This window comes from Micromonospora sp. NPDC047644 (assembly GCF_040704315.1).
In the GTDB taxonomy this organism is placed as follows: Bacteria; Actinomycetota; Actinomycetes; order Mycobacteriales; family Micromonosporaceae; genus Micromonospora.
Window position 1 is genome coordinate 241,141 of sequence record NZ_JBEYSY010000008.1, and the last position, 24,918, is coordinate 266,058.

At 71.3% G+C, this 24,918-nt stretch carries 21 protein-coding genes and 1 pseudogene; 14 read left to right on the forward strand and 8 right to left on the reverse strand.

Annotation, left to right across the window (positions count from 1 at the left end; translation table 11 throughout):
* Nucleotides 1-5 precede the first annotated feature (5 nt).
* Both AB0877_RS15625 and AB0877_RS15630 read left to right on the forward strand, forming a co-directional pair.
* The gene (locus AB0877_RS15625; protein WP_366609417.1) at nt 6-1,862 is read left to right on the forward strand and encodes a dynamin family protein; all 1,857 of its coding nucleotides are present in this window, start codon (nt 6-8) and stop codon (nt 1,860-1,862) included.
* Nucleotides 1,859-3,319: a hypothetical protein gene (locus AB0877_RS15630; protein WP_366609301.1), complete on the forward strand. Its 1,461-nt coding sequence runs from the start codon at nt 1,859-1,861 to the stop codon at nt 3,317-3,319. Before AB0877_RS15625 ends, AB0877_RS15630 begins: the two co-directional genes overlap by 4 nt.
* Before the next feature lie 93 nt (nt 3,320-3,412).
* Here AB0877_RS15630 and AB0877_RS15635 read toward each other — a convergent pair whose 3' ends face one another.
* Entirely contained in the window at nt 3,413-3,703 is a 291-nt protein-coding gene (locus AB0877_RS15635) for a DUF1540 domain-containing protein (RefSeq protein ID WP_357205816.1), read from the reverse strand.
* A gap of 357 nt (nt 3,704-4,060) precedes the next feature.
* Between AB0877_RS15635 and AB0877_RS15640 the strand changes: the two genes are divergently transcribed.
* The 3 genes from AB0877_RS15640 to AB0877_RS15650 all read left to right on the forward strand — a co-directional run bounded on the left by AB0877_RS15640 (nt 4,061) and on the right by AB0877_RS15650 (nt 9,518).
* Nucleotides 4,061-8,002 carry a ThuA domain-containing protein gene (locus AB0877_RS15640; protein ID WP_366609303.1) on the forward strand — a complete coding sequence of 1,314 codons (3,942 nt, stop codon included), beginning with the start codon at nt 4,061-4,063 and terminating at the stop codon, nt 8,000-8,002.
* 95 nt (nt 8,003-8,097) lie between these two features.
* Nucleotides 8,098-8,445, forward strand: coding sequence for a PadR family transcriptional regulator (locus AB0877_RS15645; RefSeq protein WP_366609305.1), 348 nt, complete (start codon nt 8,098-8,100; stop codon nt 8,443-8,445).
* Nucleotides 8,442-9,518: a hypothetical protein gene (locus AB0877_RS15650; RefSeq protein ID WP_366609307.1), complete on the forward strand. Its 1,077-nt coding sequence runs from the start codon at nt 8,442-8,444 to the stop codon at nt 9,516-9,518. Before AB0877_RS15645 ends, AB0877_RS15650 begins: the two co-directional genes overlap by 4 nt.
* Nucleotides 9,519-9,531: 13 nt before the next feature.
* On the opposite strand, the gene AB0877_RS15655 is transcribed toward AB0877_RS15650, so the two are convergent.
* The gene (locus AB0877_RS15655; protein ID WP_366609309.1) at nt 9,532-9,888 is read right to left on the reverse strand and encodes a hypothetical protein; all 357 of its coding nucleotides are present in this window, start codon (nt 9,886-9,888) and stop codon (nt 9,532-9,534) included.
* A gap of 55 nt (nt 9,889-9,943) precedes the next feature.
* On the opposite strand from AB0877_RS15655, the gene AB0877_RS15660 reads away from it, so the two are divergent.
* A complete protein-coding gene (locus AB0877_RS15660; protein WP_366609311.1) occupies nt 9,944-10,396 on the forward strand; it encodes a MarR family winged helix-turn-helix transcriptional regulator in 453 nt (150 codons plus the stop codon).
* A gap of 35 nt (nt 10,397-10,431) precedes the next feature.
* Here AB0877_RS15660 and AB0877_RS15665 read toward each other — a convergent pair whose 3' ends face one another.
* A complete protein-coding gene (locus tag AB0877_RS15665) occupies nt 10,432-10,917 on the reverse strand; it encodes a septum formation initiator (protein ID WP_366609312.1) in 486 nt (161 codons plus the stop codon).
* A 102-nt stretch (nt 10,918-11,019) separates the two neighbouring features.
* Here AB0877_RS15665 and AB0877_RS15670 point away from each other — a divergent pair, with 102 nt between their 5' ends.
* From AB0877_RS15670 to AB0877_RS15680, 3 genes are read left to right on the forward strand one after another with little or no spacing between them, the layout of a single operon-like run.
* A complete protein-coding gene (locus tag AB0877_RS15670; protein WP_366609314.1) occupies nt 11,020-11,715 on the forward strand; it encodes a response regulator transcription factor in 696 nt (231 codons plus the stop codon).
* On the forward strand, nt 11,712-13,013 hold the full coding sequence (locus tag AB0877_RS15675; protein WP_366609315.1) for a HAMP domain-containing sensor histidine kinase: 1,302 nt from the start codon (nt 11,712-11,714) through the stop codon (nt 13,011-13,013). Before AB0877_RS15670 ends, AB0877_RS15675 begins: the two co-directional genes overlap by 4 nt.
* Before the next feature lie 28 nt (nt 13,014-13,041).
* Nucleotides 13,042-13,596, forward strand: a complete 555-nt coding sequence (locus tag AB0877_RS15680; protein WP_366609316.1) for a DUF5872 domain-containing protein — start codon at nt 13,042-13,044, stop codon at nt 13,594-13,596.
* Between the two features lie 78 nt (nt 13,597-13,674).
* Here AB0877_RS15680 and AB0877_RS15685 read toward each other — a convergent pair whose 3' ends face one another.
* Entirely contained in the window at nt 13,675-14,556 is an 882-nt protein-coding gene (locus AB0877_RS15685) for a LysR substrate-binding domain-containing protein (protein WP_366609317.1), read from the reverse strand.
* 100 nt (nt 14,557-14,656) lie between these two features.
* Between AB0877_RS15685 and AB0877_RS15690 the strand changes: the two genes are divergently transcribed.
* Complete coding sequence (locus AB0877_RS15690; protein WP_366609319.1) at nt 14,657-15,106, forward strand: GNAT family N-acetyltransferase; 450 nt, start codon at nt 14,657-14,659, stop codon at nt 15,104-15,106.
* A 139-nt stretch (nt 15,107-15,245) separates the two neighbouring features.
* On the forward strand, nt 15,246-15,761 hold the full coding sequence (locus AB0877_RS15695; protein ID WP_366609320.1) for a PepSY domain-containing protein: 516 nt from the start codon (nt 15,246-15,248) through the stop codon (nt 15,759-15,761).
* A 136-nt stretch (nt 15,762-15,897) separates the two neighbouring features.
* Here AB0877_RS15695 and AB0877_RS15700 read toward each other — a convergent pair whose 3' ends face one another.
* The 3 genes and pseudogenes from AB0877_RS15700 to AB0877_RS15710 all read right to left on the reverse strand — a co-directional run bounded on the left by AB0877_RS15700 (nt 15,898) and on the right by AB0877_RS15710 (nt 20,839).
* Entirely contained in the window at nt 15,898-17,808 is a 1,911-nt protein-coding gene (locus AB0877_RS15700; RefSeq protein WP_366609322.1) for an ABC transporter ATP-binding protein, read from the reverse strand.
* A gap of 405 nt (nt 17,809-18,213) precedes the next feature.
* A pseudogene (locus tag AB0877_RS15705) lies at nt 18,214-19,464 on the reverse strand (DUF222 domain-containing protein).
* A 163-nt stretch (nt 19,465-19,627) separates the two neighbouring features.
* A complete protein-coding gene (locus tag AB0877_RS15710) occupies nt 19,628-20,839 on the reverse strand; it encodes a chitosanase (protein WP_366609323.1) in 1,212 nt (403 codons plus the stop codon).
* A gap of 272 nt (nt 20,840-21,111) precedes the next feature.
* On the opposite strand from AB0877_RS15710, the gene AB0877_RS15715 reads away from it, so the two are divergent.
* The 3 genes from AB0877_RS15715 to AB0877_RS15725 all read left to right on the forward strand — a co-directional run bounded on the left by AB0877_RS15715 (nt 21,112) and on the right by AB0877_RS15725 (nt 23,170).
* A complete protein-coding gene (locus AB0877_RS15715; RefSeq protein ID WP_366609324.1) occupies nt 21,112-21,711 on the forward strand; it encodes a sigma-70 family RNA polymerase sigma factor in 600 nt (199 codons plus the stop codon).
* Nucleotides 21,708-22,421 (forward strand): hypothetical protein, encoded by a 714-nt coding sequence (locus AB0877_RS15720; RefSeq protein WP_366609326.1) that lies wholly within the window; start codon nt 21,708-21,710, stop codon nt 22,419-22,421. The genes AB0877_RS15715 and AB0877_RS15720 overlap by 4 nt, the downstream gene beginning before the upstream one ends.
* A 125-nt stretch (nt 22,422-22,546) precedes the next feature.
* Nucleotides 22,547-23,170 carry a hypothetical protein gene (locus AB0877_RS15725; protein WP_366609327.1) on the forward strand — a complete coding sequence of 208 codons (624 nt, stop codon included), beginning with the start codon at nt 22,547-22,549 and terminating at the stop codon, nt 23,168-23,170.
* 65 nt (nt 23,171-23,235) lie between these two features.
* On the opposite strand, the gene AB0877_RS15730 is transcribed toward AB0877_RS15725, so the two are convergent.
* Nucleotides 23,236-24,861, reverse strand: coding sequence for a glycoside hydrolase family 43 protein (locus AB0877_RS15730; protein WP_366609328.1), 1,626 nt, complete (start codon nt 24,859-24,861; stop codon nt 23,236-23,238).
* Nucleotides 24,862-24,918: the final 57 nt, after the last annotated feature.

The window sequence follows — 24,918 nt, forward strand, 5'->3', positions numbered from 1 at the left end:
CGGTGATGGCCGGGATCTGGTTGGACGTGCTGGACGAGATCGCCCGCACGTGCAGTGCACACGGTCGCGGTGACCTACTCCAGACGGTGCGGCAGAAGCGTGCGCAACTGCTGGACCCGACGCTGCGTGTCCTGGTCATCGGCGAGCCGAATCAGGGCAAGAGTCAGCTGATCAACGCGATCATCAACGCCCCGGCCTGCCCGGTCGGCGACGGCCGGACGACGGTCCTGCCGACCGTGGTGCGGCACGCCGAGGCCCCCACCGCGGCCGTGGCCCAGGCGCCGCCATCAGAGCCGGGCCAGCGCAGCGGCGCCGTCGACGCGGTGGCCGTCGAGCGGACCCCGGTGGCGCTCAACCAGGTCGCGGCGGGCGTTGCCGGCCTGGTCGGTCGCCGGCCGGGCGGCGGCCCGGCGTACGTGGAGATCGGACTGCCCCGTGCGCTGCTCGGTGCCGGGTTGGTGCTGGTGGACACTCCCGGCACCGACGAGGTCGCCGGCATCGGCGCCGCCGCTTCGGTCGCCGCGCCGGCCCGCGCGGACACCGTGCTGCTGGTCTCCGACTCCACTCGGGAGTTGTCGGTCGCCGAGCTGAACATGCTGCTGCACATCATGCGCTCGCATCCGAACGTGGTGGTGGTGCAGAGCAAGACCGACCTGGTGGCGGACTGGCGGGCTGTGGCCGAGCGCAACCGGCAGCACCTGGCCGAGGCGGGGGTTCCGGCGACGCTGATCCCGGTTTCTGCGGCGCTGCGACTGCGCGCGGCCGCCGCCGACGACCGTGGGCTCAACGCCGAGTCGGGCTTCCCCGCGTTGATCGCCCGCCTGCAAGGTGACCTGGCCGGGAAGGCCGACCACCTGGCCCGGGCGGCGGTGCAGACGGTGGCCCGGACGGTGGTGGAGCAGTTGGCCGCGCCGCTGCGCGCCGAGTTGGAGACCCAGGAGGCCGAGGAGCAGTCCGGGCCGATCTCCCGGCTGCACGCGGCGCAGCGCGAGGTCGACGAGTTGCGCCGGTGCTCCACCCGGTGGCAGAACACGCTGACCGACGAGATCACCGACCTGCTGGCCGACCTCGAGTACGACCTGCGTGACCGGACCAGACAGATCCTGCGCGCGGTGGACGAGGCGTTCGACACGGCGGACCCGTTGGTCGCCTGGGACACCTTCCAGGACTGGCTGGAGCGCAGCCTGGTGGAGGCGGCGGAGGCGAACCACGAGTGGCTGATCCAGCGCTGTGACTGGATCGCCCGGCGGGTGGCCGCCAACTTCGACAGGTACGGCTACGACGTGCTGCCGCCCTGGTCGATGACGATGCCGGACGACATCGGCGAGCGACTGCCCGACCTGCAACGGCCGACGATCGACAGGTTCACCACCGGTCAGAAGCTGTTCACCGGCATGAAGGGCTCGTACGGCGGCATGTTGATGTTCGGTCTGGCGACCACCCTGGCCGGCATGCCGATGATCAATCCGGTTTCGGTCGGCATCGGGGCGCTCTTCGGCGGCAAGAGCATCCGGGACGAGAGCAAGCAGTTGCTCCGTCGGCGACAGGCGACGGTCAAGACGGCCATCCAGCGGCATGTCGACGATTTCTTCGTCCGGATCATCCGAGACTGCCGCGACGCCGCCCGGCAGGTGCAGCGGATGCTGCGGGACCACTTCACCGGGCTGACCGAGGAGCTGCAGGAGGCCATCGTGCAGTCGTTCCGCAGCGCGAAGCAGGAGGCCGACACCGATGCCTCGGTGCGCGAGCAGCGGCAGCGTGAGATCCGGCAGAAGATGACCAGGCTGGCGGCGGTGTACGAGCAGGCTCAGCAGCTGACCGGCGCCCGTTCCGCCCCGCTGCTGTTGGAGCCGCAGGCATGACTGTGGGAGTGCGCCTGGACGAGGCGGCGTGGGGGTTGCTGCACCAGGCCATCGAGCTGTACCAGGACAATCCCCGGGCCGTCGCCGAGCTTCGGCAACAGGTGGCCCGGTTGGAGCAGCCGCTGCGGATCGCCATCGTCGGCCCGTGGCGATCGGGTAAGTCGACGGTGCTCAACGCGTTGATGGGCGAGGAGGTCGCGCCGGTCGAGCGGGCGGACGGAGCCTTCACCTGGTACGAGGACGGCGCCGCGCCGCGTGCCACCGCCTACCCGGTCGGGCAGCCACCGCAGGAGTTGGCGGTGGTGAAGTCGGCCACCGGGCTGCGGGTGGATCTGGGCTGGGGCGCGGGGGAGGTGCGGGACATCGTCGTGCGGTGGCCGACGCGGGCGCTGCGGCAGATCACGCTCATCGACACTCCGGCGGTCACCGGTGGCGCCGAGCAGGGCCGGTCGCCGGTGTTGGAGCGGGTGCTGCGCGACTCGGACGCGGTGTTGTACCTGACCCGCGACGGTCGCGACAGCGACCTGCGGGTGCTGGAGTCCGCACGGGACAGTGCCGTCGGGCAGTCCGCTCCGGTCAACGTGATCGTGGTGCTGTCCCGCGCCGACGAGACCGGTGGCGGCCGGATCGACGGGCTGCTCACGGCCCGCCAGCTCGCTCGCCGGCACTACCGCGACCCGAGGGTGAACGCGCTCAGTGTCAACGTCGTGGCGTGCAGCGGCATGATCGGCCTGGCCGGTCGGTTGCTCGGTGAATCCGATTTCGCCGCGCTCGCGACCCTGGCCCAGGTGCCTCGGGCGGAGCTGGACGCCCACCTCATCTCCGCCGACCGCTTCCTAAGTGGTGAGCTGCCGGTACGGCTGGACACCGAGGTGCGCGCCGCGCTGCTGGGCCGGTTCGGGGTCTTCGGTGTCCGGCTGGCGGCCACGCTGGTGCGCAGCGGGTTCGACAGCCGGGTGAAGCTCTCCGCCGAGTTGATTCGGCGAAGTGGTCTCACCGAGCTGCGTGAGTCGGTGACGCGGTCCTTCATCGATCGCCGCGACGCCCTCAAGGCGCGGTCCGCGCTGGCCGCGGTGGAGGCGCTACTGCGGGCCGAGCCGATCCGGGGTTCCGCCGAGCTGGTCGGCGCGGTGGAGCAGATCCTCGCCGGCGCGCACGAGTTCCGGGAGCTGCGCCTGCTGGTGGCGCTGCGCAACACCCGGCTGGGCTTCGACGCGGAGCTGGCCGCCGAGGCGCAACGGCTCGTCGGCGGCGACGGGGTGGGCCTCGCGGCTCGACTCGGTGTCGAGCATGAGGCCGACGTGCGGCAGCTCTGGGAGGTCGCCGCCGAGGCGCAGTGGCGGTGGCGGGACCGGTCGGAGGATCCGCTGCTCCCATTGGCGCAGCGCCGCGGCGCCCAGGTCGTCGTCCGTAGTTGCGAGGGGATGATCGCCGAGCTGGCCGCGGGCGGGCGCTGAGCACCTGTCGGCCGGGCGTACCTGCGCAGCCGGCGTCGGGTCGCGGGTGAGGGACGGCAGTGGCGGCCGTCCCTCACCCGCGTCGCGCCGGGATCAGCGCGGCTCGTACGTCTGACAGTCCGCGATGTCCTGGCCCGGACCCACCCGGATGGACGGCGCGTGGCACTCCAGCTCCGCGTTGTGCTGGCAGTCGGACCGCTTGCAGGCGCCGACCTGGGCGATGACGCGGTCCAGCCCGCCCTTGGCCGAGGTGTCGATGAACGTGGCGCAGCTGGCGTTCTGCTGCCCGATCGTGATGGCGAACGCGTGGCAGCCGTCGTGGTTGTAGCCGCAGTCGGTGACGGTGCACTCGTGTACCCGCGGCATCTCCAGCATGTCGGTCATGACGATCTCGCTTCCGTCGGTGGCACCGGGTCATCTCCATACCCGGGTCCGACCGGACAATTCCCCATCCTTTGGCATGTTTTGCATAGGCCAGCCTTGCCTAATCGCCGATGACGGCGACTCAGGCGCAGGCGTTGGCACCGGAGTCCTCCGCCGGTGGATCGTGGCCCGAAAACCGTTATTCGATCTCACCTCACACGGTCGTGCCTGACCTGCGGAGATAACGCTCTCACGGATGCTGGGAGAGTGCTTGACGCGCCCGTGATCCGACCGCAACGATGCATTCACATGTCTCGTCCCACCACCGCCTGGCGTGATCGGCGCACGCCGTCCCCCGCACCGCGAAAGGACCCCACTGTGCGCAGATCCCTGAGATCGTGGCTCGGCCTCGCGCTGAGCGCGATCCTCGTGGCGGGCGGCATCGTCGCCTCGCCACCCACTGCCAGTGCCGCACCGTTCACCGTGCTGGTCTTCAGCAAGACCGCCGGGTTCCGGCACGGATCCATCACCCCGGGCATCGCCGCGATCCAGCAACTCGGTGCGGCAAACGGCTTCACCGTCGAGGCCACCGAGGACGCCGCCCAGTTCACCGACGCCAACCTGGACCGGTTCGCCGCGGTGATCTGGCTCTCCACCACCGGCGACGTTCTCAACGCCGCCCAGCAGGCCGCGTTCGAGCGCTACATCACCGGCGGCGGTGGGTACGTCGGCGTGCACTCCGCCTCCGACACCGAATACGACTGGCCCTGGTACGGGGGACTGGTCGGGGCGTACTTCGCCTCGCACCCGGCCGAGCAGACCGTCACGGTCAAGGTCGCCGACCAGGTGCACCCGTCCACCGCAGGGCTGCCGCAGCGGTGGAGCCGGTTCGACGAGCTGTACAACTACCGGACCAACCCCCGGGGCAACGCGCACGTGCTGGCCACCCTGGACGAGACCACCTACACCGGCGGCAGCATGGGTGCCGACCACCCGATCTCCTGGTGCCAGAACTACTCCGGCGGCCGAGCCTGGTACACCGGCCTGGGCCACACCGACGCCTCGTACAGCGAGGCGAACTTCCGCCAGCACCTGCTCGGCGGCATCCGGACCGCGGCGGGGGAGGTCGACGCCGACTGCGGCCCCACCGTCACCAGCAGCTTCCAGCAGGTGGAGCTGGCCAAGGGCGCGGCCGAGACCGGCGAGCCGATGAGCCTCACCGTCCTGCCCGACCGGGGCGTGCTGCACACCTCCCGCAACGGCGTGATCCGGCACACCGACGCCGCCGGAAACACCAAGATTGCCGCCACCCTGCCGGTCTACACCGGCGACGAGGAGGGTTTGCAGGGCATCAAGGCCGACCCGAACTTCGCCACCAACCGCTGGGTGTACGCCTACTACGCCCCACCACTGAGCACCCCCGGTGGCGGCGCGCCGGCCACCGGCACCCCGGCCGAATTCGCCGTCTGGGAGGGTGTCAACCGGCTGGCCCGGCTCACGGTGAACGCGGACAACACCATCAACCTGGCCAGCGAGACGTTGATCCTCAACGTGCCGACCAGCCGGGGCATGTGCTGCCACGTCGGCGGCGACATGGACTTCGACGCGGCCGGCAACCTGTACCTGTCCACCGGTGACGACACCAACCCGTTCGACTCGGCCGGCTTCACCCCGATCGACGAGCGGGCGGGCCGCAACCCGGCGTTCGACGCGCAGCGCACCTCGGCGAACAGCAACGACCTGCGCGGCAAGGTGCTGCGGATCAAGCCGAGCGCGGCCGGCGGCTACACCATCCCGGCCGGCAACATGTTCGCCCCGGGCACCGCGCGAACCCGCCCGGAGGTCTACGCGATGGGCTTCCGCAACCCGTTCCGGATGAGCGTGGACAAGGCCACCGGCATCGTCTACCTCGGTGACTACGGCCCCGACGCGGGCACCGCGGACCCGAACCGGGGGCCGGCGGGCAACGTCGAGTTCGCCCGGATCGACCGGCCCGGCTTCTACGGCTGGCCGTACTGCACCGCCCGCAACGACGCCTACAACGACTACACCTTCCCGTCCGGGCCGTCCGGGGCGAAGTTCAACTGCGCCGGTGGGCCGGTGAACAACTCGCCCAACAACACCGGCATCACCCAGCTGCCGCCGGCCGTTCCGGCCTGGTTGCCGTACGGCGGCTCCGGCTCGCCGCCGGAGTTCACCGGCGGTGGCCTCTCGCCGATGGGCGGGCCGGTCTACCGGTACGACCGCAACAACACCTCGCCCGTGGCGTTCCCCGAGTACTACGACGGGACCTACTTCGCCGGTGAGTTCGGTCGTCGCTGGATCAAGAACATCAAGCTCGACGCGTCCGGCCAACCGTTGAAGATCAACCCGTTCCCGTGGACCGGCACCCAGGTCATGGACATGGAGTTCGGCCCGGACGGCGCGCTCTACGTGCTCGACTACGGCACCGGCTGGTTCAACGGCGACGCCAACTCGGCGCTCTACCGCATCGAGTACGCCCGCGAGGGCAGAGCCCCCGTCGCCAAGGTCTCGGCCACCCCGACCAGTGGCACCGCGCCGCTGACCGTGGCCTTCTCCTCGGCCGGCACGCTCGACCCGGACGGTGACCCGTTCACCTACGCCTGGGACTTCGACAACAACGGCACCACCGACTCGACCGCGGCGAACCCGAGCTTCACCTACACCACGAACGGGACCCGCAGCCCGACGCTGACGGTCCGGGACACCACCGGAAAGACGGCCACCGCGAGCGTGGTCGTCACTGTCGGCAACAGCGCCCCGGTGGTCACCGTCAACACCCCGTTGAACGGGCAGACCTTCAGCTTCGGGGACGCCGTGCCGTTCTCCGTCACCGTCACCGACGCCCAGGACGGCGCGATCAACTGCGCCCGGGTGAAGGTGAACTACGTCCTCGGCCACGACTCGCACGGCCACCAGCTCGGCAGCGTGCAGGGCTGCACCGGGGTCATCCAGACCTCGAAGGACGGCGAGCACGACACGGCCGCGAACATCTTCGGCATCATCGACGCCGAGTACACCGACCTGGGTGGAGGCGGCCAGCCGGCGCTGACCACGCACACCCAGGCCGTCCTGCAACCTCGGGTACGCCAGGCCGAGCACTTCGGTGACTCGTCCGGCATCCAGATCGTCGCCGGGGCAGCGGGCAACGGCGGCGCGGCGGTCGGCTACGTCGACAACAACGACTGGATCTCGTTCCGCCCGTACAACCTGACCGGTGTCCAGTCGTTCAGTGCCCGGGTCGGCGCACCGGCCGGTGGCGGCGGCACGTTGGAGTTGCGGGTCGACTCGCCGACCGGGCCGTTGGTGGGTTCGGCCACCGTCACCTCCACCGGCGGGTACGCCAACTTCGCCACGGTCACCGGTGGGGTCACCGCCCCGACCGGCACCCGGACCCTGTTCCTGGTCTTCAAGGGCACCGGCCCGTACTTCGACATCGACGAGTTCACCCTCTCCACCAGCCCCGGCGGTCCCGGACCTGACCCGGACCCGGACCCGGATCCCGAGCCGGGCGCCAACCTGGCCCGGGGCAAGCCGGCGCGCGCGTCCAGCTTCGAGGGCGCGTTCACCGCGGCCAACGCGTTCGACGGCGTCGCCGGAACCCGGTGGGGCAGCGCCTTCGGGGACCCACAGTGGATCGACGTGGACCTCGGCGCCACGTACGCCATCAACCGGGTCAAGCTGACCTGGGAGGCGGCGTACGGCAGTGGCTACCAGATCCAGACCTCGCCGGACGGGGTCAACTTCACCACCATCCGTACCGTGACCGGCGGCGACGGCGGGGTGGACGACCTGACCGGACTCAGCGGCTCCGGCCGGTACATCCGGCTCCTCGGCACCACCCGGGGGACCGCCTGGGGCTACTCGCTGTTCGAGTTCGAGGTGTACGGCGGTACCGGAACCCCGACCGGCGGCAACCTGCTGCTGAACAAGCCGACGTCGACGTCCAGCAACGAGGGGGCCGACGTGGCCGGCGCCCAGGCGGTCGACGGCAGCCTCACCACCCGCTGGTCGAGCACGTTCTCCGATCCGCAGTGGATCCGCGTCGACCTCGGCAGCCCCACCGCGATCGGTCGGGTCAAGCTGAGCTGGGAGGCGGCGTACAGCAGCGCGTACCAGATCCAGACGTCGAACGACGGCACCACCTGGACCACAGTGAAGACGGTGACCGGGGCCGACGGCGGCGTGGACGAGCACACCGCCCTCGGTGCCAACGGCCGCTACCTGCGGATCCTTGGCACCGCCCGGGGCACCGGGTATGGCCACTCGCTCTGGGAGCTGGAGGCCTACGCCAGCTGAACCACCACCGATGACGTGGCCGGCACGGATATCCGTGCCGGCCACGTCCCTTTCATCTGCTTGTATATACCGACTGTCGGTATATGCTTCCTGGCATGGCTGAGGCTCCGTTGCGGGAACCGACGTTCCTGGTGCTCACCGCGCTGGCGGAGACGCCCATGCACGGCTATGCCGTCATCGAGGACGTGCTGCGCATCTCCGACGGCCGGGTGCGCCTGCGCGCCGGCACCCTCTACGCCGTCCTCGACCGACTCCGCGCCGACGGCCTCATCGAGGTCGAGCGCGAGGAGGTGGTGCAGTCCCGGCTGCGCCGCTACTACCGCCTGACCGCGTTGGGCGCCCGGCGGCTCAGCGAAGAGGCGGCCCGCCTGCGACACAACGCGGACGCCGCTCGGGTGCGGTTGCGCCGCGGCGGCCTCCTGACCGACGGGGGTGCGGCGTGAGCGGCGACGAGCTGGAACACGGTTATCGGCGACTGCTGGCCGTCTATCCCTGGGAACACCGTCGGGTGTACGAGGACGAGATGCTGGCGGTGCTCCTCGCCGGTGCGCGACCGGGTCAGCGGCGCCCTGACGCCGCCGACGTGCGGAATCTGGTCGGCGCCGGCCTGCGGGCGCGGCTGCGGGTGGGCGCACGGGGGTTCACCGAGCCGAGCTGGGCCGCCGCGGCGACGGTGACCGGCCTGCTGGTGGGAGTCGTCCTGCTGGCGTTCGCCAGCAAGACGCTGCTCGATCAGCTCGTTCACGCGCCGGGCCTGCCGTCCGGGTTCGCGCCGAGAGGCCCGGATCTCGTCGACTGGCTGCGCGTCGTGGGCTGGGCGGGCGTCTGCGCCGCGGTGCTGGTCGGGTGGCGTTGGCTCGCCGCCGGCCTGGCCTGGGCCGGCGTGCTCGGCTGGGCAGCGCTCGTCGCCCCGCAGACCAGCGGCAACCCGACGTACGTGGTGGACATGCTGCCGCAGCTCGCCCTCGCCGTGGTGGGTGCCGCCGCGCTCACCGTGCCGGCACCGCGGCGTCGGGCGATTGCGCTGCTGGGCGTACGCCGACTGCTGGCACTGGTGCTCGCGCCGACCGCGATGGTCGCGCTTTTGGTGGCGAACCGGGTGGGCAGTCCCACGTACAGTTTCGTCGATGGGGTGTCCTACCAGGTCTTCTACGGCCTTGAGGCGAGCAGTGAGGTGGTTCTCTGGCTCTACGTCGCGGGCCTGGCGGCCGCCGCGTCGGCCATGGTGATCGCGGTGGCCACGCTCACTCCGGAGGTACGCCGGCGGATAGTCGTCATGCTCCTGCCCGTGGTGACCCTCGACCTGGTGATCGACAGAGCCCTGGCCGGGTGGGTCACCTCGACGATGAACATGGGGCACGCCATTCCCCTGGTGCCGGCGCAGTGGACGATGCTGGTGCTGGTCGCGCCGGTGACCTTCCTGGCCGGGGCGTTGCTCGTGCGACGCCGGGAGGAGACCCTGCGCATGGTCGCCCTCGGCCGCAACGCGGACCGCGAGCAGCCGATGGGTGAGTGAGGCGGAGCGCTACTCATCCGACTGTGGGTCTGCTGTCACCATCGCGGAACACCGCTCGGCTGAGATAGTGCCGGGACTGCCGATCGAAGCGTTCGAGCAGATCTCGGGCAGCGGGCGGGACAACGGAGGTTGCCGGCTCGCCGCCGGTGAAGGCCGCCACCGCAGCGAAGTCGGTGAAAGTCATCGCGGTGAGAAATTCGCTGCCCTTGGCGGGATCCAGTTCCTGCTGGGAGCGGCGCAGAACCCGAAGCTCCTGTAGCCCAGCCACGCCCCGGTCGAGGATCGCGGGCGCGATGTCCTGCGTCAACAACCGCTCGTAAGCGTCAGCGAGAGCGGGCTTCGTCCATCCGCTCCACAGTCGAAGAATCATGACAGGATGCTGTCATTGCAGTAGTAGGGTGTCAATCTTCGGTAAGGTTCAGCCGGTGGAAGAACGCAAGCAGGATGGGGTCGACGCCTACCGTCTGCTGATGGCCGACGTGTACGAACTGGCAGGCGAGTCCCGGCGCTCAAGCGAAGATCTCGCCCGGGAAGAGGGACAGACCGCCGCCCGATGGCACGTGATGAGCGTGCTCTCCGACGGCTCCCGCACCGCCGCGAGTGCGGCACGCAGACTCGGCCTCGCTCGGCAGAGCGTGCAGCGGGTGGTTGACGACCTGGCCCACGCCGGGATGGTGGAGTTGCACGACAACCCCGATCACCGCCGCGCGCCACTTGTGGCACTCACGGAAGCGGGGCGTGTCACGCTCGCCGCACTCGTGAAGCGCTCGGACGCTGACCGCCGCGATGCCGTGGACCGAGCCGGCCTCAGCCTTAACGATCTCGATAATGCTCGCGTGACACTGCGGAGGTTGGTGGACGCCCTGCGGAGCCGGTGAACCGTCCGAGGTTCACCTCGATCGCCCGCGGGTTGTCAGTCGTCGGCGACTGACACCGGCTCCGAGCCGATGCAGCGCACCTTCAACTCGTACTCCCGGGTCGCCCCCTGGAACGTGACCTCGACGTCGTCGTCCGGACCCCGGTCCACGTCGCGGACCCGGTAGCCCTGCGCGGGCGCCCAGGATACGAGGCGTACGCCGCCGACGCCGCACTCGGCGACCGCGGTACCGCCGTCGGTGGCGAACCCCCGCCGGGCCCCCGAGCTGGCGCTCGGCGCGGTGCCCGTCGTGCCCGGCGCAGTGCTCGTCGTTCCCGGCGTGGCCGGGGCAGTGCCCGGCCCGGGCGTGGGGACCGGCTCCGGCGAGGCGAGCGCCCGCTCGATATCGGCCTCGCTGCGAACCCCACCCGGGGTGCCGGTGAGGCTCTCGCCCACCAACCGGATCGCGCCCAGGCCGATCAGGGTGGCGATGGCGGCGGTGGCCACCCACCCGGTGGCGACGAGGATCGAACGACGGCCCATCCCCTGACTATCCCCGATCCGTCCTTGTCGTTCGCACATCCCAACGCTAAGGCGTGGTTAACGTACGCCGTACCGACGGCGGCAGCGGTTAGCCTGCCAGCTGTGGCCCGCCTGTTGCTCATCGAGGACGACCTGACGATCCGTACCCCGCTGATCCGGGCCCTGCGCGAACGCGGCCACGCGGTCGCGGCGGCCTCGACCGCGATGGCCGGGCTCCGCGACGCGCTGGAGGACCGACCCGACCTCGTCGTGCTCGACCTGGGCCTGCCCGACCTGGACGGACGCGAGCTGCTGCGGATGTTGCGCGCGGTCAGCCCGGTGCCGGTCATCGTGGCCACCGCGCGCGACGACGAGACCGAGATCGTCCGGGTGCTCGACGCGGGTGCCGACGACTACGTGGTCAAACCGTTCACCGCGGCGCAGCTCGACGCCCGCGTCCGGGCGGTGCTGCGGCGGGGCCCCTCCGGCTCCGACGGGCAGGTGCCGGCGCTCGTCGTCGGTGGGCTCCGCGTCGACCCCCGGGCGCGGCAGGTGACCCTGGACGGGGTCGCGGTCGAGCTGACGCCCCGTGAGTTCGATCTGCTGCACCATCTCGCCGGCCGGCCGGGCCAGGTGGTCACCAAACGTGAGCTGCTCACGGAGGTGTGGCAGATCCCGTACGGCGGCGCCGACAAGACCGTCGACGTGCACCTGTCCTGGCTGCGTCGCAAGTTGGGGGAGAACGCCCAACAGCCTCGCTACCTGCACACGGTGCGTGGTGTCGGGGTGCGTCTGGAAGCCCCGGCGGCGCAGCCGTGAGGGCGCGTCTCACGCTGCTGGTCGCCGCGGTCAGCGTCCTCACCCTCATCGCGTTCCTGGTGCCGTTGGCGTTGCTGGTGCGCACCGTCGCCGAGGACCGGGCCACCGTGCGGGCCACCGCCGACGCGCAGAGCCTGGTGCCGGTGGTCGGCACCGCCGACGCGGCGACCATCCGGCTCACCGTCGAGCAACTCGCCGCGGAGTCAGGTCGACCGGTGAGCGTCTTCCTGCCCGACGGCACGGTGCTCGGCGCCCAGACACCGCGTACGCCAGCGGTGGCCCTCGCCGCGCGCGGACAGAGCCTCACCGGTGAGTCGGCGGCCGGCCGGGAGGTGGTCATCGCCGTGCAGGGCCGGGCGGACGGCACCGGGGTGATCCGGATCGCGGTGCCGCAGCACGAGCTGACCGCCGGGGTCACCCGGGCCTGGCTGGTGCTGGCGCTGCTCGGCATGATCCTCGTGCTGATCGGGCTGCTGGTCGCCGACCGGCTGGCGCGCACCCTGGTCCGGCCGATCAGCGACCTCTCGGCCGTCTCACACCGGCTGGCCAACGCCGAGTTGGACGCCCGCGTCACGCCGGCCGGCCCGCCCGAACTGCGCGAGGTGGCCGGCGCGCTCAACCACCTCGCCACCCGCATCCAGGTGCTCCTGGTGCAGGAACGCGAACAGGTCGCCGACCTGTCCCACCAGCTGCGTACGCCGCTGACCGCGTTGCGGCTGGAGGCGGAGTCGTTGCGTGACCCGGACGGCGCCGCCCGGATCACCGCCGCCGCCGACGGGCTCGAACGCGCGGTCACCGGGCTGATCCGGCAGGCCCGGTGGCGGCACGCACCGACGCGAGCGGCCTCCTCGGACGCGTCGGCGATCGTCGCCGACCGGGTCGCGTTCTGGTCGGTGCTGGCCGAGGACACCGGCCGCGCCGTCACCCTCGACCTGACGCCCGGCCCTCTTCCCGTCGGTGTGGCCGCCGACAGTCTGACGGCGGCCGTGGACGCCCTACTCGGCAACGTCTTCGCGCACACCCCCGACGGAACGCCGTTCGCCGTGCGGCTCGCCCGTGCGGCGGGCGAGGCGGGCGAGGGCGAGGTGGTCCTCACCGTCGCCGACGAGGGGCCGGGCATGCCCGCCGGGGCGATCCGGCGGGGCGCCAGCGCGGCCGGGTCCACCGGCCTCGGCCTGGACATCGCCCGGCGCGCCGCGCAGGCCGCCGGCGGTCGACTGGAGTTGCGGGCCGGCCCACACGGCGGCGCGCAGGTGCTGCTCCGGCTCGGCCCGCCGACGTCGCCACCGGACGCATAGGCCCGGCGGTGCCGGGTAGCTGCCAGTCATGGCGCGGTATACGAAACCCGAGCTCAGAGAGCAGATCAAGGAAGAGATCCAGGCCTCCGACAAGGGCGGCAAGCCGGGGCAGTGGTCGGCGCGCAAGTCGCAGCTGGTCACTCAGGAGTACAAGCGGCGCGGCGGCGGATTCCTGGGCCAAAAGGACGAACGACAGAAGGCGCTCCAGCGCTGGGGCAACGAGAAGTGGCAGACGAAGGAGGGCGACACCCGTGCCCGCAAGGACGGCACGACGAGTCGCTACCTGCCCAAGAAGGCCTGGGACGAGATGTCGGAGAGCCAGAAGCAGGCGACCGACACGAAGAAGCGCGAAGCCTCTCGAACGGGCAAGCAGTACGTCTCCAACACCGGACCGGCCAAACGGGCGCGTCGGGACGCCACAACGGCCGGCCGGATGACGGAGATGTCGGTCGCGGAGGCGGCCAAACTGGTCCGCGGCCTCGAGACCCGACAGCTCAAGACCGCGTTGCGCAACGAGCGTGCCAGCAAGGACCGCAAGACGCTCGTCCAGCGGTTGGAAGCGGAACTCAACCGGCGCGGTTAGCCGGGTACCTGTGGACCCGCCGCTCCCGTGCCGCGGATGCGGCGCCGTGTGGTCGAGCCCGCTCGTGCGCCGACGAGGTCAGGGCGCCTGCCCCGCAGCTCCGAAGCCAGTCGAGGTGATCCGGTCGTCATCCCGGCGGCGCAGGATCCGCATCTTCGTGGTGGCCCCGGTGCCGGTCAACGGCACTACCGCCACCGGCGGGGGCACCACTGCGGAGACGCTCGCCGGCGCGATCGTGACCCCGAGGCCGGCTGCGACCAGGTGCGCCAGAGTGTTCCAACTGCTGGCGACCTGGACGACGCGCGGTGTGTAGCCGGCGTCCAGGCACGGTCGAAGGTTGCGCTGGTAGGCCCGCTCGCCGGCCGTCCGAGGGAAGAAGACGAACAGGTCGTCCCGCAGCAGCGCGGCGTCGATGCTGGGGTCTCCCGCGCGCGGGTGGTCGGCCGGCAGGACGGCCACGAAGGTCTCGGTGGCGAACGTGGTGCCGACCAGGTCGTCGTGGTCGTCCGGATCCCGGACCACGCCGACATCGATCTCGCCGGTCAACAGCCGGTCGACGATCTGCGCCGTGAACGCCTCGTGCAGACGTAGGTGGACGGCCGGATGACGCTCCCGGAACCGACGGATCGGCCCGGCCAGCCCGAGCTGGATCGCCGAGCTGACGAAGCCGATGTCGAAGCGCCCCTGCTCCCCGCGCCCGATGCGGCTCGCCTCGTGCACGTCGTCGGCGACGGCGGCCAGCACCCGCCGACATCGGATCAGGTACGCCTCACCTGCCGGCGTCAGCGCCACCGACCGGGAGGTACGGGCGAACAGCGGCGTACCGATCATCGCCTCGAGCTGGCGGATCTGCTGTGACAGCGGCGGCTGGGCCATCCGCAGCCGCGCCGCGGCCCGACCGAAGTGCAGCTCCTCGGCGACGGCGACGAAGTACCGCAGATGGCGCAGTTCAGGATCCATACGCCAAGGATACGAATGGCTCGGAACAAGATATTGGACGTTCGGTTGGCGGGGGCCAGAGAATCGGACCATGAATCCGAGCACGCTGACCGTGACGTCCATGACGACCGCCGAGGAGGCCGCGGCCTTCCGGACGCTGAACGAAGAATGGATCTCCCATTTCTTCACCATCGAGGAGTCCGACCACAAGACGCTCGACGACCCGTTCACGTCCATCGTCGACCCGGGTGGCGACGTGCTGATCGTCCGGGACGGCCGGGAGATCGTCGGCTGTGCCGCGGTAGTCCGCAGCTCGGCGGACGTCTTCGAACTGTCGAAGATGGCGGTCACTCCGGCGGCCCGCGGCCGGGGCATCGGCCGCCAGCTCATCCAGGCGGCGATCGCGCGCGCCCGCCAGCTCGGCGCGACCACCCTGTTCCTGGGCAGCAACACCAAGCTTGCGAACGCCGTGCACCTCTACGAAGCTGCTGGCTTCGAGCACGTCGGTCCGGAACAGATCCCGCTCGCGCCGTACGCCCGCGCGAATGTCTTCATGCGGATGGCGCTCTGACCGGTTCAGGCCGACGCGCGGTCCCGAGGGGGTGGCGCAGGATCGTCGGCTTAACCCGGCCTTAGCGTTCGGACAGCGCGGTGCTATCCCGATCTGACCGATCCTCGGAGTCGACAACCGAGGAAAGGTGGACACCACGATGAAGCGCACGAACCTGCTTCTGGCATCGGTCGGCGGGTCGGCGGTACTGGCGGTGGCCGGGGTCGCGATCGGCGTCAACGCCGCGAACGACTCGCGCACCGGCGGCACGTCACTCGCCGCGGCGACCGTCGCGCCGCCGACCGCCACCGTCGCACCGGAGACCACCGGTTCGCCGTCGGCCGACACCCCATCGGGTACGCCGTCGGCCAGCACGCCGTCCGGCACGCCGTCGACCGGCAGCGCGCCGGCGGGCAGCGCGGTCGACGAGAAGCGCGCCGGTGAGATCGCGCTCGCCAAGGCTGGTGGCGGTCAGATCGTCGAGGTCGAAGCCGAGCAGGAGAACGGCCGGCCGGTCTGGAGCATTGAGATCGTCGCCGGCGAGACCGAGCACGAGGTGGACGTCGACCGGGACAACGGTTCGGTGGTCAAGGCCGAGCAGGAGCCGGTCGACCACGACGACGACGCCGACGACAAGGACGACGACAAGGACGACGACGACAACGACGACGACTGACCGGCCACCGCCGCCCACCCGGGTGCCTTCCGGGACGGGCGGCGGTGCCACGTCCGCAGGTACCCCCATGACGCGGTGGTCGTACCGTCCTCTCGGACGGGCCGACCACGCGTTCGTCCGAGGTACGCGAGGACCGTCAGATGCCGACGCGTTGCTCCTGGACCGTCGGCTGGTCGTGGTCTGTCGGCTGCTCCTGGGCGAACTGGGTGCGGTACAGCTCGTGGTAGCGACCGCCGGCCGCGAGCAGGTCACCGTGACGCCCGCGCTCGACGATCCGACCGTCTTCCACGACGAGGATCTGGTCGGCCGCCCGGATGGTGGAGAGCCGGTGCGCGATGACCACGCTCGTACGGCCGGTCAGGGCCTCGGCGAGGGCCTCCTGCACCGCCGCCTCCGAGGTGGAGTCGAGATGCGCGGTGGCCTCGTCGAGGATGACCACGCGCGGACGGGCCAGCAGCAGTCGCGCGATGGTGAGCCGTTGCCGTTCACCGCCGGACAGGCGGTATCCGCGCTCACCGACCACGGTGTTCAGCCCGTCGGGGAGTGAACGGATCAGGTCGTCGAGTCGCGCCCGCCGGAGCATCTCCCACATCTCGTCCTCGGTCGCGTCCGGCCGGGCGAATGCCAGGTTGGCGCGGATGCTCTCGTGGAAGAGGTGCCCGTCCTGGGTCACCACACCCAACGCCGTCCGGATCGACTCGGCGGACAGTTCGCGGACGTCGACGTCGGCGAGTTTCACCGCGCCGTCCTCGACGTCGTAGAGCCTCGGCACGAGCTGCGCGATCGTCGACTTGCCCGCCCCGGAGGACCCGACGAGCGCGACCATCTGCCCCGCTTCGGCGCGGAACGACACCCCGTGCAGCACCTCCTCGCCGCCGCGGGTGTCGAGCTTCGCCACGTCCTCGAGAGACGCGAGTGAGACCTTGTCCGCCGACGGGTAGCCGAACCGGACCCCGTCGAACTCGACAGCTACCGGCCCTTCCGGCAGGGGTCGGGCGTCGGCCCTGTCGAGGATCAGCGGCTTGAGGTCGAGAACCTCGAACACCCGCTCGAAGCTCACCAGCGCGCTCATCACCTCGACTCGAGCACTGGCCAGCGAGGTCAACGGTGCGTAGAGCCGCGAGAGGAGCAGCGCGAGGGCCACCACCGTCCCGGCGTCCAGGCTGCCCCGTAGGGCGTAGATGCCACCCAGCCCGTAGACCAGGGCCAACGCCAGCGAGCCGACCACGGTCAGCGCTGTGATGAAGACCCACTGGAGCATCGCGGCGCGGATGCCGATGTCCCGGACCCGGCGTGCCCGTGCCGCGAACTCGGCGGACTCTTCGGCCGGCCGCCCGTACAGCTTGACCAGCGTGGCGCCGGGCGCGGAGAACCGCTCGGTCATCCGGGTGCTCATGGCCGCGTTGTGCTCGGCAGCCTCCCGCTGCAACTGGGCGAGCCGCGAGCCCATCCGCCGGGCCGGGAGGACGAAGATAGGCAGCAGGACGAGCGCCAGCAGCGTGATCTGCCAGGAGAAGGTGAGCATCACGGCCAACGTCAGCGCCAGCGTGACGGCGTTGCCGACCACACTCGACAGGGTGTCGCTGAAGGCCCGCTGCGCGCCGATGACGTCGTTGTTAAGCCTGCTGACCAGCGCACCGGTGCGGGTCCGGGTGAAGAACGCCACAGGCATGCGCTGAACGTGGTCGAAGACGGCCGTCCGCAACTGGACGATCAACCCCTCACCGATGCTCGCGGAGAGGAACCGCGTCACCAGACCCAGCCCCGCCTCGGCGAGCGCGATCACGGCGATCAACACCGCCAACCGGATCACCACACCGCCGTCGGCGCCGTCGACGATCGCATCGACCACCCGGCCGGCGAGAACGGGCGCCGCCACGGTGAGAACCGCCGTCACCACACTCAACAACAGGAATCTGATGATCAGGGCGCGGTGTGGCCGGGCGAACCGCGCGATCCGCTTCAGGGTCGCGCGGGACAGCGGTCGCTCGTCCTGCGCGTTCATCGCGTGGTGCAGAGACATCCACGCGGTAACTTCCATGCTCATTCGTTACCTCCGATACGGCAGGTTAGGACCTCACCCGAGCTTGAGGTCAAGCCGCCGCGCGGGGCTGCGGCCACGGGGTGGGGCACGGCGGTCGTCGCCCAGGAACCACCGGTGTCGTCCACGACATCCGGTACCGCGCTCCACCGCCATCGCGGGCTGCTGTCAGCCGGTCGCACCGAGGGCAGCGCGGTGCCCGCGACGTAGCTGGCTCCGCTGCGAGCGGGCCCGGCAAGGCCAATCGGGCCTGACTGGGCTGTCCGCCGGCGCGGCCGGCACGGGACCTGTTCGGGGTGGGCCTCTGTTCGGCCCGGCCGCGTGATGGGTGCCGGCCGCTTCCGCGCCTCGGCTGTCCCAGCGTCCGTCTGGCGTACCGGCTCGACGTCAGGTGCTCGGCCTGGGCTGCTCCTATGTTCGTCGGTGGTAGTGGTTGCGGCGGGGGAGTTGCTCGGGGTCGAGCCAGGCGGGTGGGACGAACTCGGGGTGCCCGTCGTTGCCGAGCCGGACGACCCAGTCGCCCTGATGGAACTGTCGGTGGTGGTGGCCGCAGAGCAGAACGGCGTTGTCGAGGTTTGTCGGGCCGCCGTCGGCCCAGTGGTGGATGTGGTGGGCGGCGCACCAGCGGGGTGGGCGGTCGCAGCCGGGGAAGGCGCAGCCGCGATCGCGCAGCACCAGGGCGCGGCGGAGCGGTCCGGTGATGAGTCGGCGTTATCGGCCCGCGTCGAGGACCTGGCCGGTGCCGCCGAGGACGGCGGGCAGGATGGTGGCGTCGCAGGCGAGTCGGCGCACCGTGCCCGGGGTGAGGGTGAGCCCGACGTCGAGCGCGCCGGTGGACAACTGCTGGGTCAGCCCGTCGTAGCTGGTGGTGACGACGACCTGGGCGGCGTCGCCACCGCTGTCGGGCAGCTCACCTGCCCGCAGGGCGAGTCGGCACACGTCGGCGAGGGCGTCGTGGCGTCGTTGACCGGGGGATCGGGAGTCGTCCGGCCCGGACGGGGCGGTCAGTGGGTCGATGGCGGCCCGCAGCAGGCCGGCGGCCTCGGCGTCGAGGGTGCCGCTGAGTCGGAGGCGTCCGTCGGTCTGCTCGGAGAGGGTGAGGTGCCGGTCGCGGGCGGCGCGGGCGGCTTCGGCCTCCAGGGCGGCGCGGGCGGCGGCGTCGGCCAGGTCGGGGGCGACGTGGTCGAGGATGCGGGTGCCGAGCTTGCGCAGGTGAGAGGGGTCGAACTGCCCAGCCCAACCGACCAGGACACCGACCGCCCTGTCGGCGGTCTCGGCGTCGGCCGACCTGTCGACGGTGTCCATGGTGTCGGCGATGACCCGGGCCTGGTCCAGGGTGATGGTGCCATCGGCAAGCGCTTGTCGGATGCCGGGGTGGCCGGTCTCCACGGCGCTGGCGAGGTCGACCAGGCGGCGTGCGGCGGGGACGGTCAGCCGCAGACGTTCGCGCAGCCAGACCGCGGTGCAGGAGGCGCCCTGAGCGCGTGCCGTGCCGCGGCCGTCCAGCTCGCGGACCAGGGCGAGGGTGACGGCGGCGAGGCGTTGTTGAAGGCGGTGCGCGGCGTCGAGCGCGGTGATCAGGTCGCGCTCCGCAACGGCCCAGGTGGCGGCGTCGACGCAGGCGGCGACCGCCTCGTCTGCCTGCGCCAACTCCTCGACCACGACCCGAGACTAGGACAGGTGTACGACAGTTTCAGTCGCGATGATCGATTGCTTGGACCGGGGCTTGCGGGCAGGGCCACGCCTGGCGGCCGGGAAACGCCCTGGGTGGCGGGGTCATCGGCGAACGGCGAACCGTGCCGGCGACCCCGCCACCACCACCGGCCTATCCGATGCGGAACTGGTCGCCGTAGACGGCGAACACCAGCGGCGTGTTCAGGTTGAAGTTGCCGTTGTTCAGGAACACCCGCTGGGCGGTGTCGACGCGGGAGGTGTCCGAGTGGGCCGCCTCCTTCTTCATCTCGATGACCCGCTCGTCGAGGAAGGCGTTGAGCCAGGTCCGCTCGTCGCCGCCCTGGGCCGGGGGCTTGGCCCGGTTCAGGGCGCGGTTGCGGATCTGGCGCATGCCCTCGTACCCGTGCATGACCGCCGCGTCGTAGTAGGCGAACTGACCGAGCGCCCGGACCTGGTCGTTCTTGCCGTCGCGTACCGATGGGTTGAAGTAGACCCGGTCGCGTTCGGCTTCCTGGGCGGCCTGGAACACGGAGTCGTTGGCGGCGGTCCGCCAGTCGCGGGGGAAGTTCGGGTCGAGGCCCGAGTGCGACGGGGTGCCGTTGACGGCACGCAGCGCCGGCAGGTAGCCGGCCAGGACGTTGCCCGGCTTGGTGTTCGTGTACGCCTGGACCAGTTCGAGCATGTCGCCGGTGCCGGAGCAGAAGCCGATGATGCCGGCGGTGTAGCCGCGTCCGTCGCCGATGTCCTCGATGTAGGAGAACTGCGCGCGCCAGTCGAGGGAGGAGTTCTCGGCAGCCGAGACGAGCTGCATGGCGACGTCCTTCTTCGCCGGGTCGTCGAGGTTGGTGCCGGTCGGGGTGGTGGGCGGGGGAGTGGTGGGAGTGCCGCCGCCCGGCAGGGTCCACCGCTGGTTCGTGGTGCCGCCGCACGTCCAGATCTGCAACCGGGCGCCGTTGGCGGTGCTCCGGTCGGTGACGTCGAGGCACTTGCCGGAGGCGGTGTTGACGAGCGCGCCGTTGCTGGCGGTCCACTTCTGCGCGCCGGTGTTGTTGCAGTCGTACAGCTGCACCTTGGCGCCGTTGGCGGTCGACGCGGCGGTGACGTCGAGGCACTTGCCGAGCGCCCGGATCGAGGTGTCGCTGTTCCCGACGGTCCACGTCTGGGCCGCGCTGCCGTTGCAGTCGTAGAGCTGGACGGCCGTGCCGTTGGCCGAGCTGGCGGCCGCGACGTCGACGCACTTGCCGCCGAGGCCGGTGATCGGGCCGGCGGTCGCGGCGCTCGCCGACGGCAGGCCGTAGCCGACGGCGGCGACGCCGACCAGCAGGGTGCCCACGACGTAGGCGGCTGTTCTCTTGTGAACCATGGGTGTTCCTCGGGGAAGGGGCGGCGTGCCGCCAGCCGGTCGGTTCGCGGTGCCCTACGGCACCGAACTGCCGCGCCGGGCCAAGCATCAGGAAACTGTATTAACAGATACCAGTACGTCGATTCGTCGTCAATCGACGACAGCGAGGCGTGACGGCGTCTGTTCATCCCGTCGTTGGCGGGACGTACCGGGTGGTGGCTATCGTCGGGCCGTAACTGATCAACGGGCCGGTCCGTCGGAACCAGCACCCGTCCGACGGACAGAAAATGGTCATGGAGTCGAGTCTGCGTGCCCGGGTGCGAGCCGGTGACCCCGGCGCGTTCGCCGAGCTGTACGACGCGTACGCGCGCTCGGTGTACAACCACGCGTTCCGGCTGACCGCCGACTGGGCCACGGCGGAGGACGTCATGGCCGCCACGTACCTGCAGGCCTGGCGCTCCCGGGAGCGGGTCACCGAGGAGGGCGGGTCGCTGCGTCCCTGGTTGCTCGGCATCGCCACCAACGAAGCCCGTAACCACGCCCGCAGCAACCGTCGCTACCGCAGGGTGGCCGCCGCGCTGCTCGCCGCCGACTTCACCCTGCCCGACCACGCCGACGAGGTCGCCGGCCGCCTCGACGACAGCCGACGCATCGCCGCCGCCATCGACGCGCTGGCCCGGCTGCGTCGATCCGAGCGTGAGGTGCTGACCCTGTGCCTGTGGGAGGGCCTCGACTACGAGTCCGCGGCGGAGGCGCTGGGTGTTCCGGTCGGTACGGTGCGCTCGCGGCTGTCGCGGGCCCGCGCCCGGCTCCGTACCCTCGTCGACGCGCCGCCACGCGCCGCGCGGCCACCGGTCGTGGACGCCTCGCTCGTGCGGGAGGGCAGCCAGTGAGCGCGCCGGACCCGGCCGAGTGGGCGGAGATCGCGCCCCACCCCGGTGACCACGACCTGCCGACGGGCCGGCACGAACTACACCGCCGCCGCCTGCTCGCGGCGATCACGCAGGAGCCGCGTACCCGAAGAAGGGCTTTCGTGTCGTCGCGGCTGGCGCTCGCGGCGGCGGTGTTGGTCCTGGTCGTGGCGGGGATCGGCGGAGGGCTCGCGACCCGGTCCGGCGACGCGCCCCCGGCCGTGCTCTCGTCGCCCGAGGCGACCCGTCCGGCCGCTCGGCCGGCGCCGCCGGGCACGGCCGCCAAGAATCGTGGGTACGGCACGGTGCGCCAACTCACCGACACGGCTGACCTGGTGGTCCGCGGCGAGGTGGCGTCGGTGACGGACGGTCGGGCGGTCTACCGGGTGGCGGAGGTGCTCTACCGCGTTCCGGCCGCCCCGGTGCCCACCGAGATCATCGTGGCCGCGCCACCGGCCGGGACAGTCGGCCGACCGAGCGTCCTCTACCTGGGCCTCGTCGACCCGACTGCGCGCGTCTACCACCCGCTCGGCGGGGAGTTCGGGATCTTCGACCTCGCCGGGGAAACGGCCACCAGCCGGTCACCGGCGATGTCGGTGACCGGTCTGCGGGGCGAGGACGACACCGCGGTGGGTCGCGCGTTCGTCACCACGCTCGCCGAGCTGCGTCAGCTCGCGCGCGAGCGGCGCTGACCCCCGAAAGTGAGTCCGCAAGAAAAATGGAACCCGGTGCCCGGGACGCACAGATAGAAGGCGTGAGCAGTGCCGCGTTCCGAGCGAGACGGCCCGGGACGGCACCGAGACGCGAGGAGCGTTCCATGGCAGTCGACCTTCGCCGTACCCGGCCGCTGTGGGCCACGGCCGCCGCCGTGCTGTCCGCCGCGGCCCTGGCCGCCTGCGGCAGCGGCGGTGACGCCGACCGGGCCGCCGGGCCCGCCCCGAGCAGCGCCGCCCCGAGCAGCGCCGCCACGCCGACGGACGTCGCGCCCCCGCCGATCCAGGGCAAGCTGCGCGGGTACGCCACCGTGCGGCAGCTCAGCGACACCGCGGACCTGGTGGTACGCGGTGAGGTCGAGGAGGCCGGATTCCGGGTCGACGAGGTGCTGCGCGCGACGACCGGATCGACGGTGCGGGCCGGGGCGCGGATCACGCTCGCCCCGCTGCCCGCCGGTGTGCCGGACATGGCGCACATGTCGAAGCTCGAAGCCGGCCAGGTCGTGGTGCTCTACCTCGCCCAGGACCCGGCGGCCCCGACGTTCCGGACGCTCAGCGGCGACTTCGGCGTGTTCGACCTGAACGGCTCCGGCGCGGAGGCCGTCGCCACGACCCGCTCGCAGACCATGGCCGTCAGCGGCCTCAACGCCGAGGACCCGGCCGCCTCCGGCCGCGGTTTCCGTACCACTCTCGGCCAGCTGCGGGCCGTCGCCGCTCGGGCCAGGTAGGAGCGCTCAGGCCGGGTAGGAGGAGTGGGCACGCGGACGGCACCCGCCGAACGCCGTCCGCGTGGTCACTGTTCCCGGTAGGTGGCCAGGTCGAAGTCGGCGTGCACGCCGTCCCCGCCCAGGTCCTGCACCCACAGGCCCAGGAATGCCCCCGTGAAGCCCCACGCCGCCGGCTCACCGTCGATGATCAGCGCGGCGTGCTCGTCGGACAGGATGGTCGCGTCCAGCTCGACTGGTAGCCGCTGCCAACCGGCACCGAGGTCGTAGTCGAAGCGCACCGCCGGCCCGTCGAAGACGGCCCGCAGGCCGACCCGGGTGACGCCGTCGACATCGACGGTCAGCTCGGGGTACGCGGTGCGCCGTCCGTTGTCGGAGCTGAGCAGCTCCAGCACCGTCCGGCCGTCGTCGGCCCGGGTCAGGTAGAGGTGGTGCCAGTTGAGCGTGTTGTAGTAGGCGGTGATCCCAGCGAGCTGACGGTGGTCGGCCGGTGCGAACTCCACCACGGTCTCCAGCGAGCACTCCGTCGCGCCGACGCGCCGCCCGACCAGGCTGGGCGCCTGTCGCCCGACCGGCGACTGCCCGCCGTGGACCCGCAGGTACGACGGGCGGGTGTGCAGGTCGACCCAGTCCGGGGTGGCCGGCCGACGCAGCGTCGACCAGCACCGGCCCAGCTCGGGGGCGTCGAAGTGGTCCGTCTCGGGCTCCGCCGGCCACGGGTGCGCGGGCAGGTCGGGTGCAACGACGTCGTTCGCCGGCACCCCTCCGGCGATTCGCGGCCAACCGCCCGACGGCCACTCGACCCGCTGGATCGCTGTCTCCCGACCCAGCACGCAGTTGCCCAGCGGAGAGTACGGGCGACCAACCAGGTGGGCCAGGTACCACTCGCCGTCCTGCGTCTGGACCAGACTGCCGTGCCCCGCCTTCTGCAACCGCAGGTCGGGCCGCCCGAAGGAGGTGAGCAGCGGCCCGTCCGGGTCCACCTCGTACGGTCCGAACAGCTCCCGGGACCGCGCCACGGTGACCTGGTGCTCCCAACTGGTGCCGCCCTCGGCGGTGATCAGCCAGTACCAGCCGTCGTGGCGGTACAGGTGCGGACCCTCGGTGAGCCCGGCTGGGGAGCCGGTGAACAGGATGCGGGGGCTGCCGACCAGACGGCGTGCGGCCCGGTCGTACTGCTGGATCTCGATGCCACCGAAGCGATCGCGGCCGGGCCGCCAGTCCGCGCTCATGCCCAGCAGCCAGGTGGTGCCGTCGTCGTCGTGGAACAGTGCCGCGTCGAACCCGCGCCCGTGCAGCTTCACCGGATCGGACCAGGGGCCGGTGATGTCCTCGGCGGTGACCAGGAAGTTCTGTGGATCCCAGTAGCCGCTGGCGAAGCTGGCCACGTCGCTGTAGACGAGGTGGAACCGACCGTCGTGGTACGTCAGGTCGGGCGCCCACACCCCGTTGGAGTCACCGCATCCGCGCAGGTCGAGCAGGCGGCGGTCGGTGATGATCCCACCCAGGCTGCGCCAGTTCACCAGATCACGCGAGTGGTGCACGAGCACGCCCGGATACCACTCGAAGGTCGAGGTGGCCAGGTAGTAGTCGTCGCCGACGCGCAGGATCGACGGGTCCGGGTGAAAGCCGGCGAGGATGGGATTGCGGATCGACCGGGTAGCGGTCGCCACGTCAGCGATGTCGGTCGCCACGAGCACTCCTCTGGACGGGCTGTCTGGAACTTCCGGAAAATCGGGTCCTGGATCACT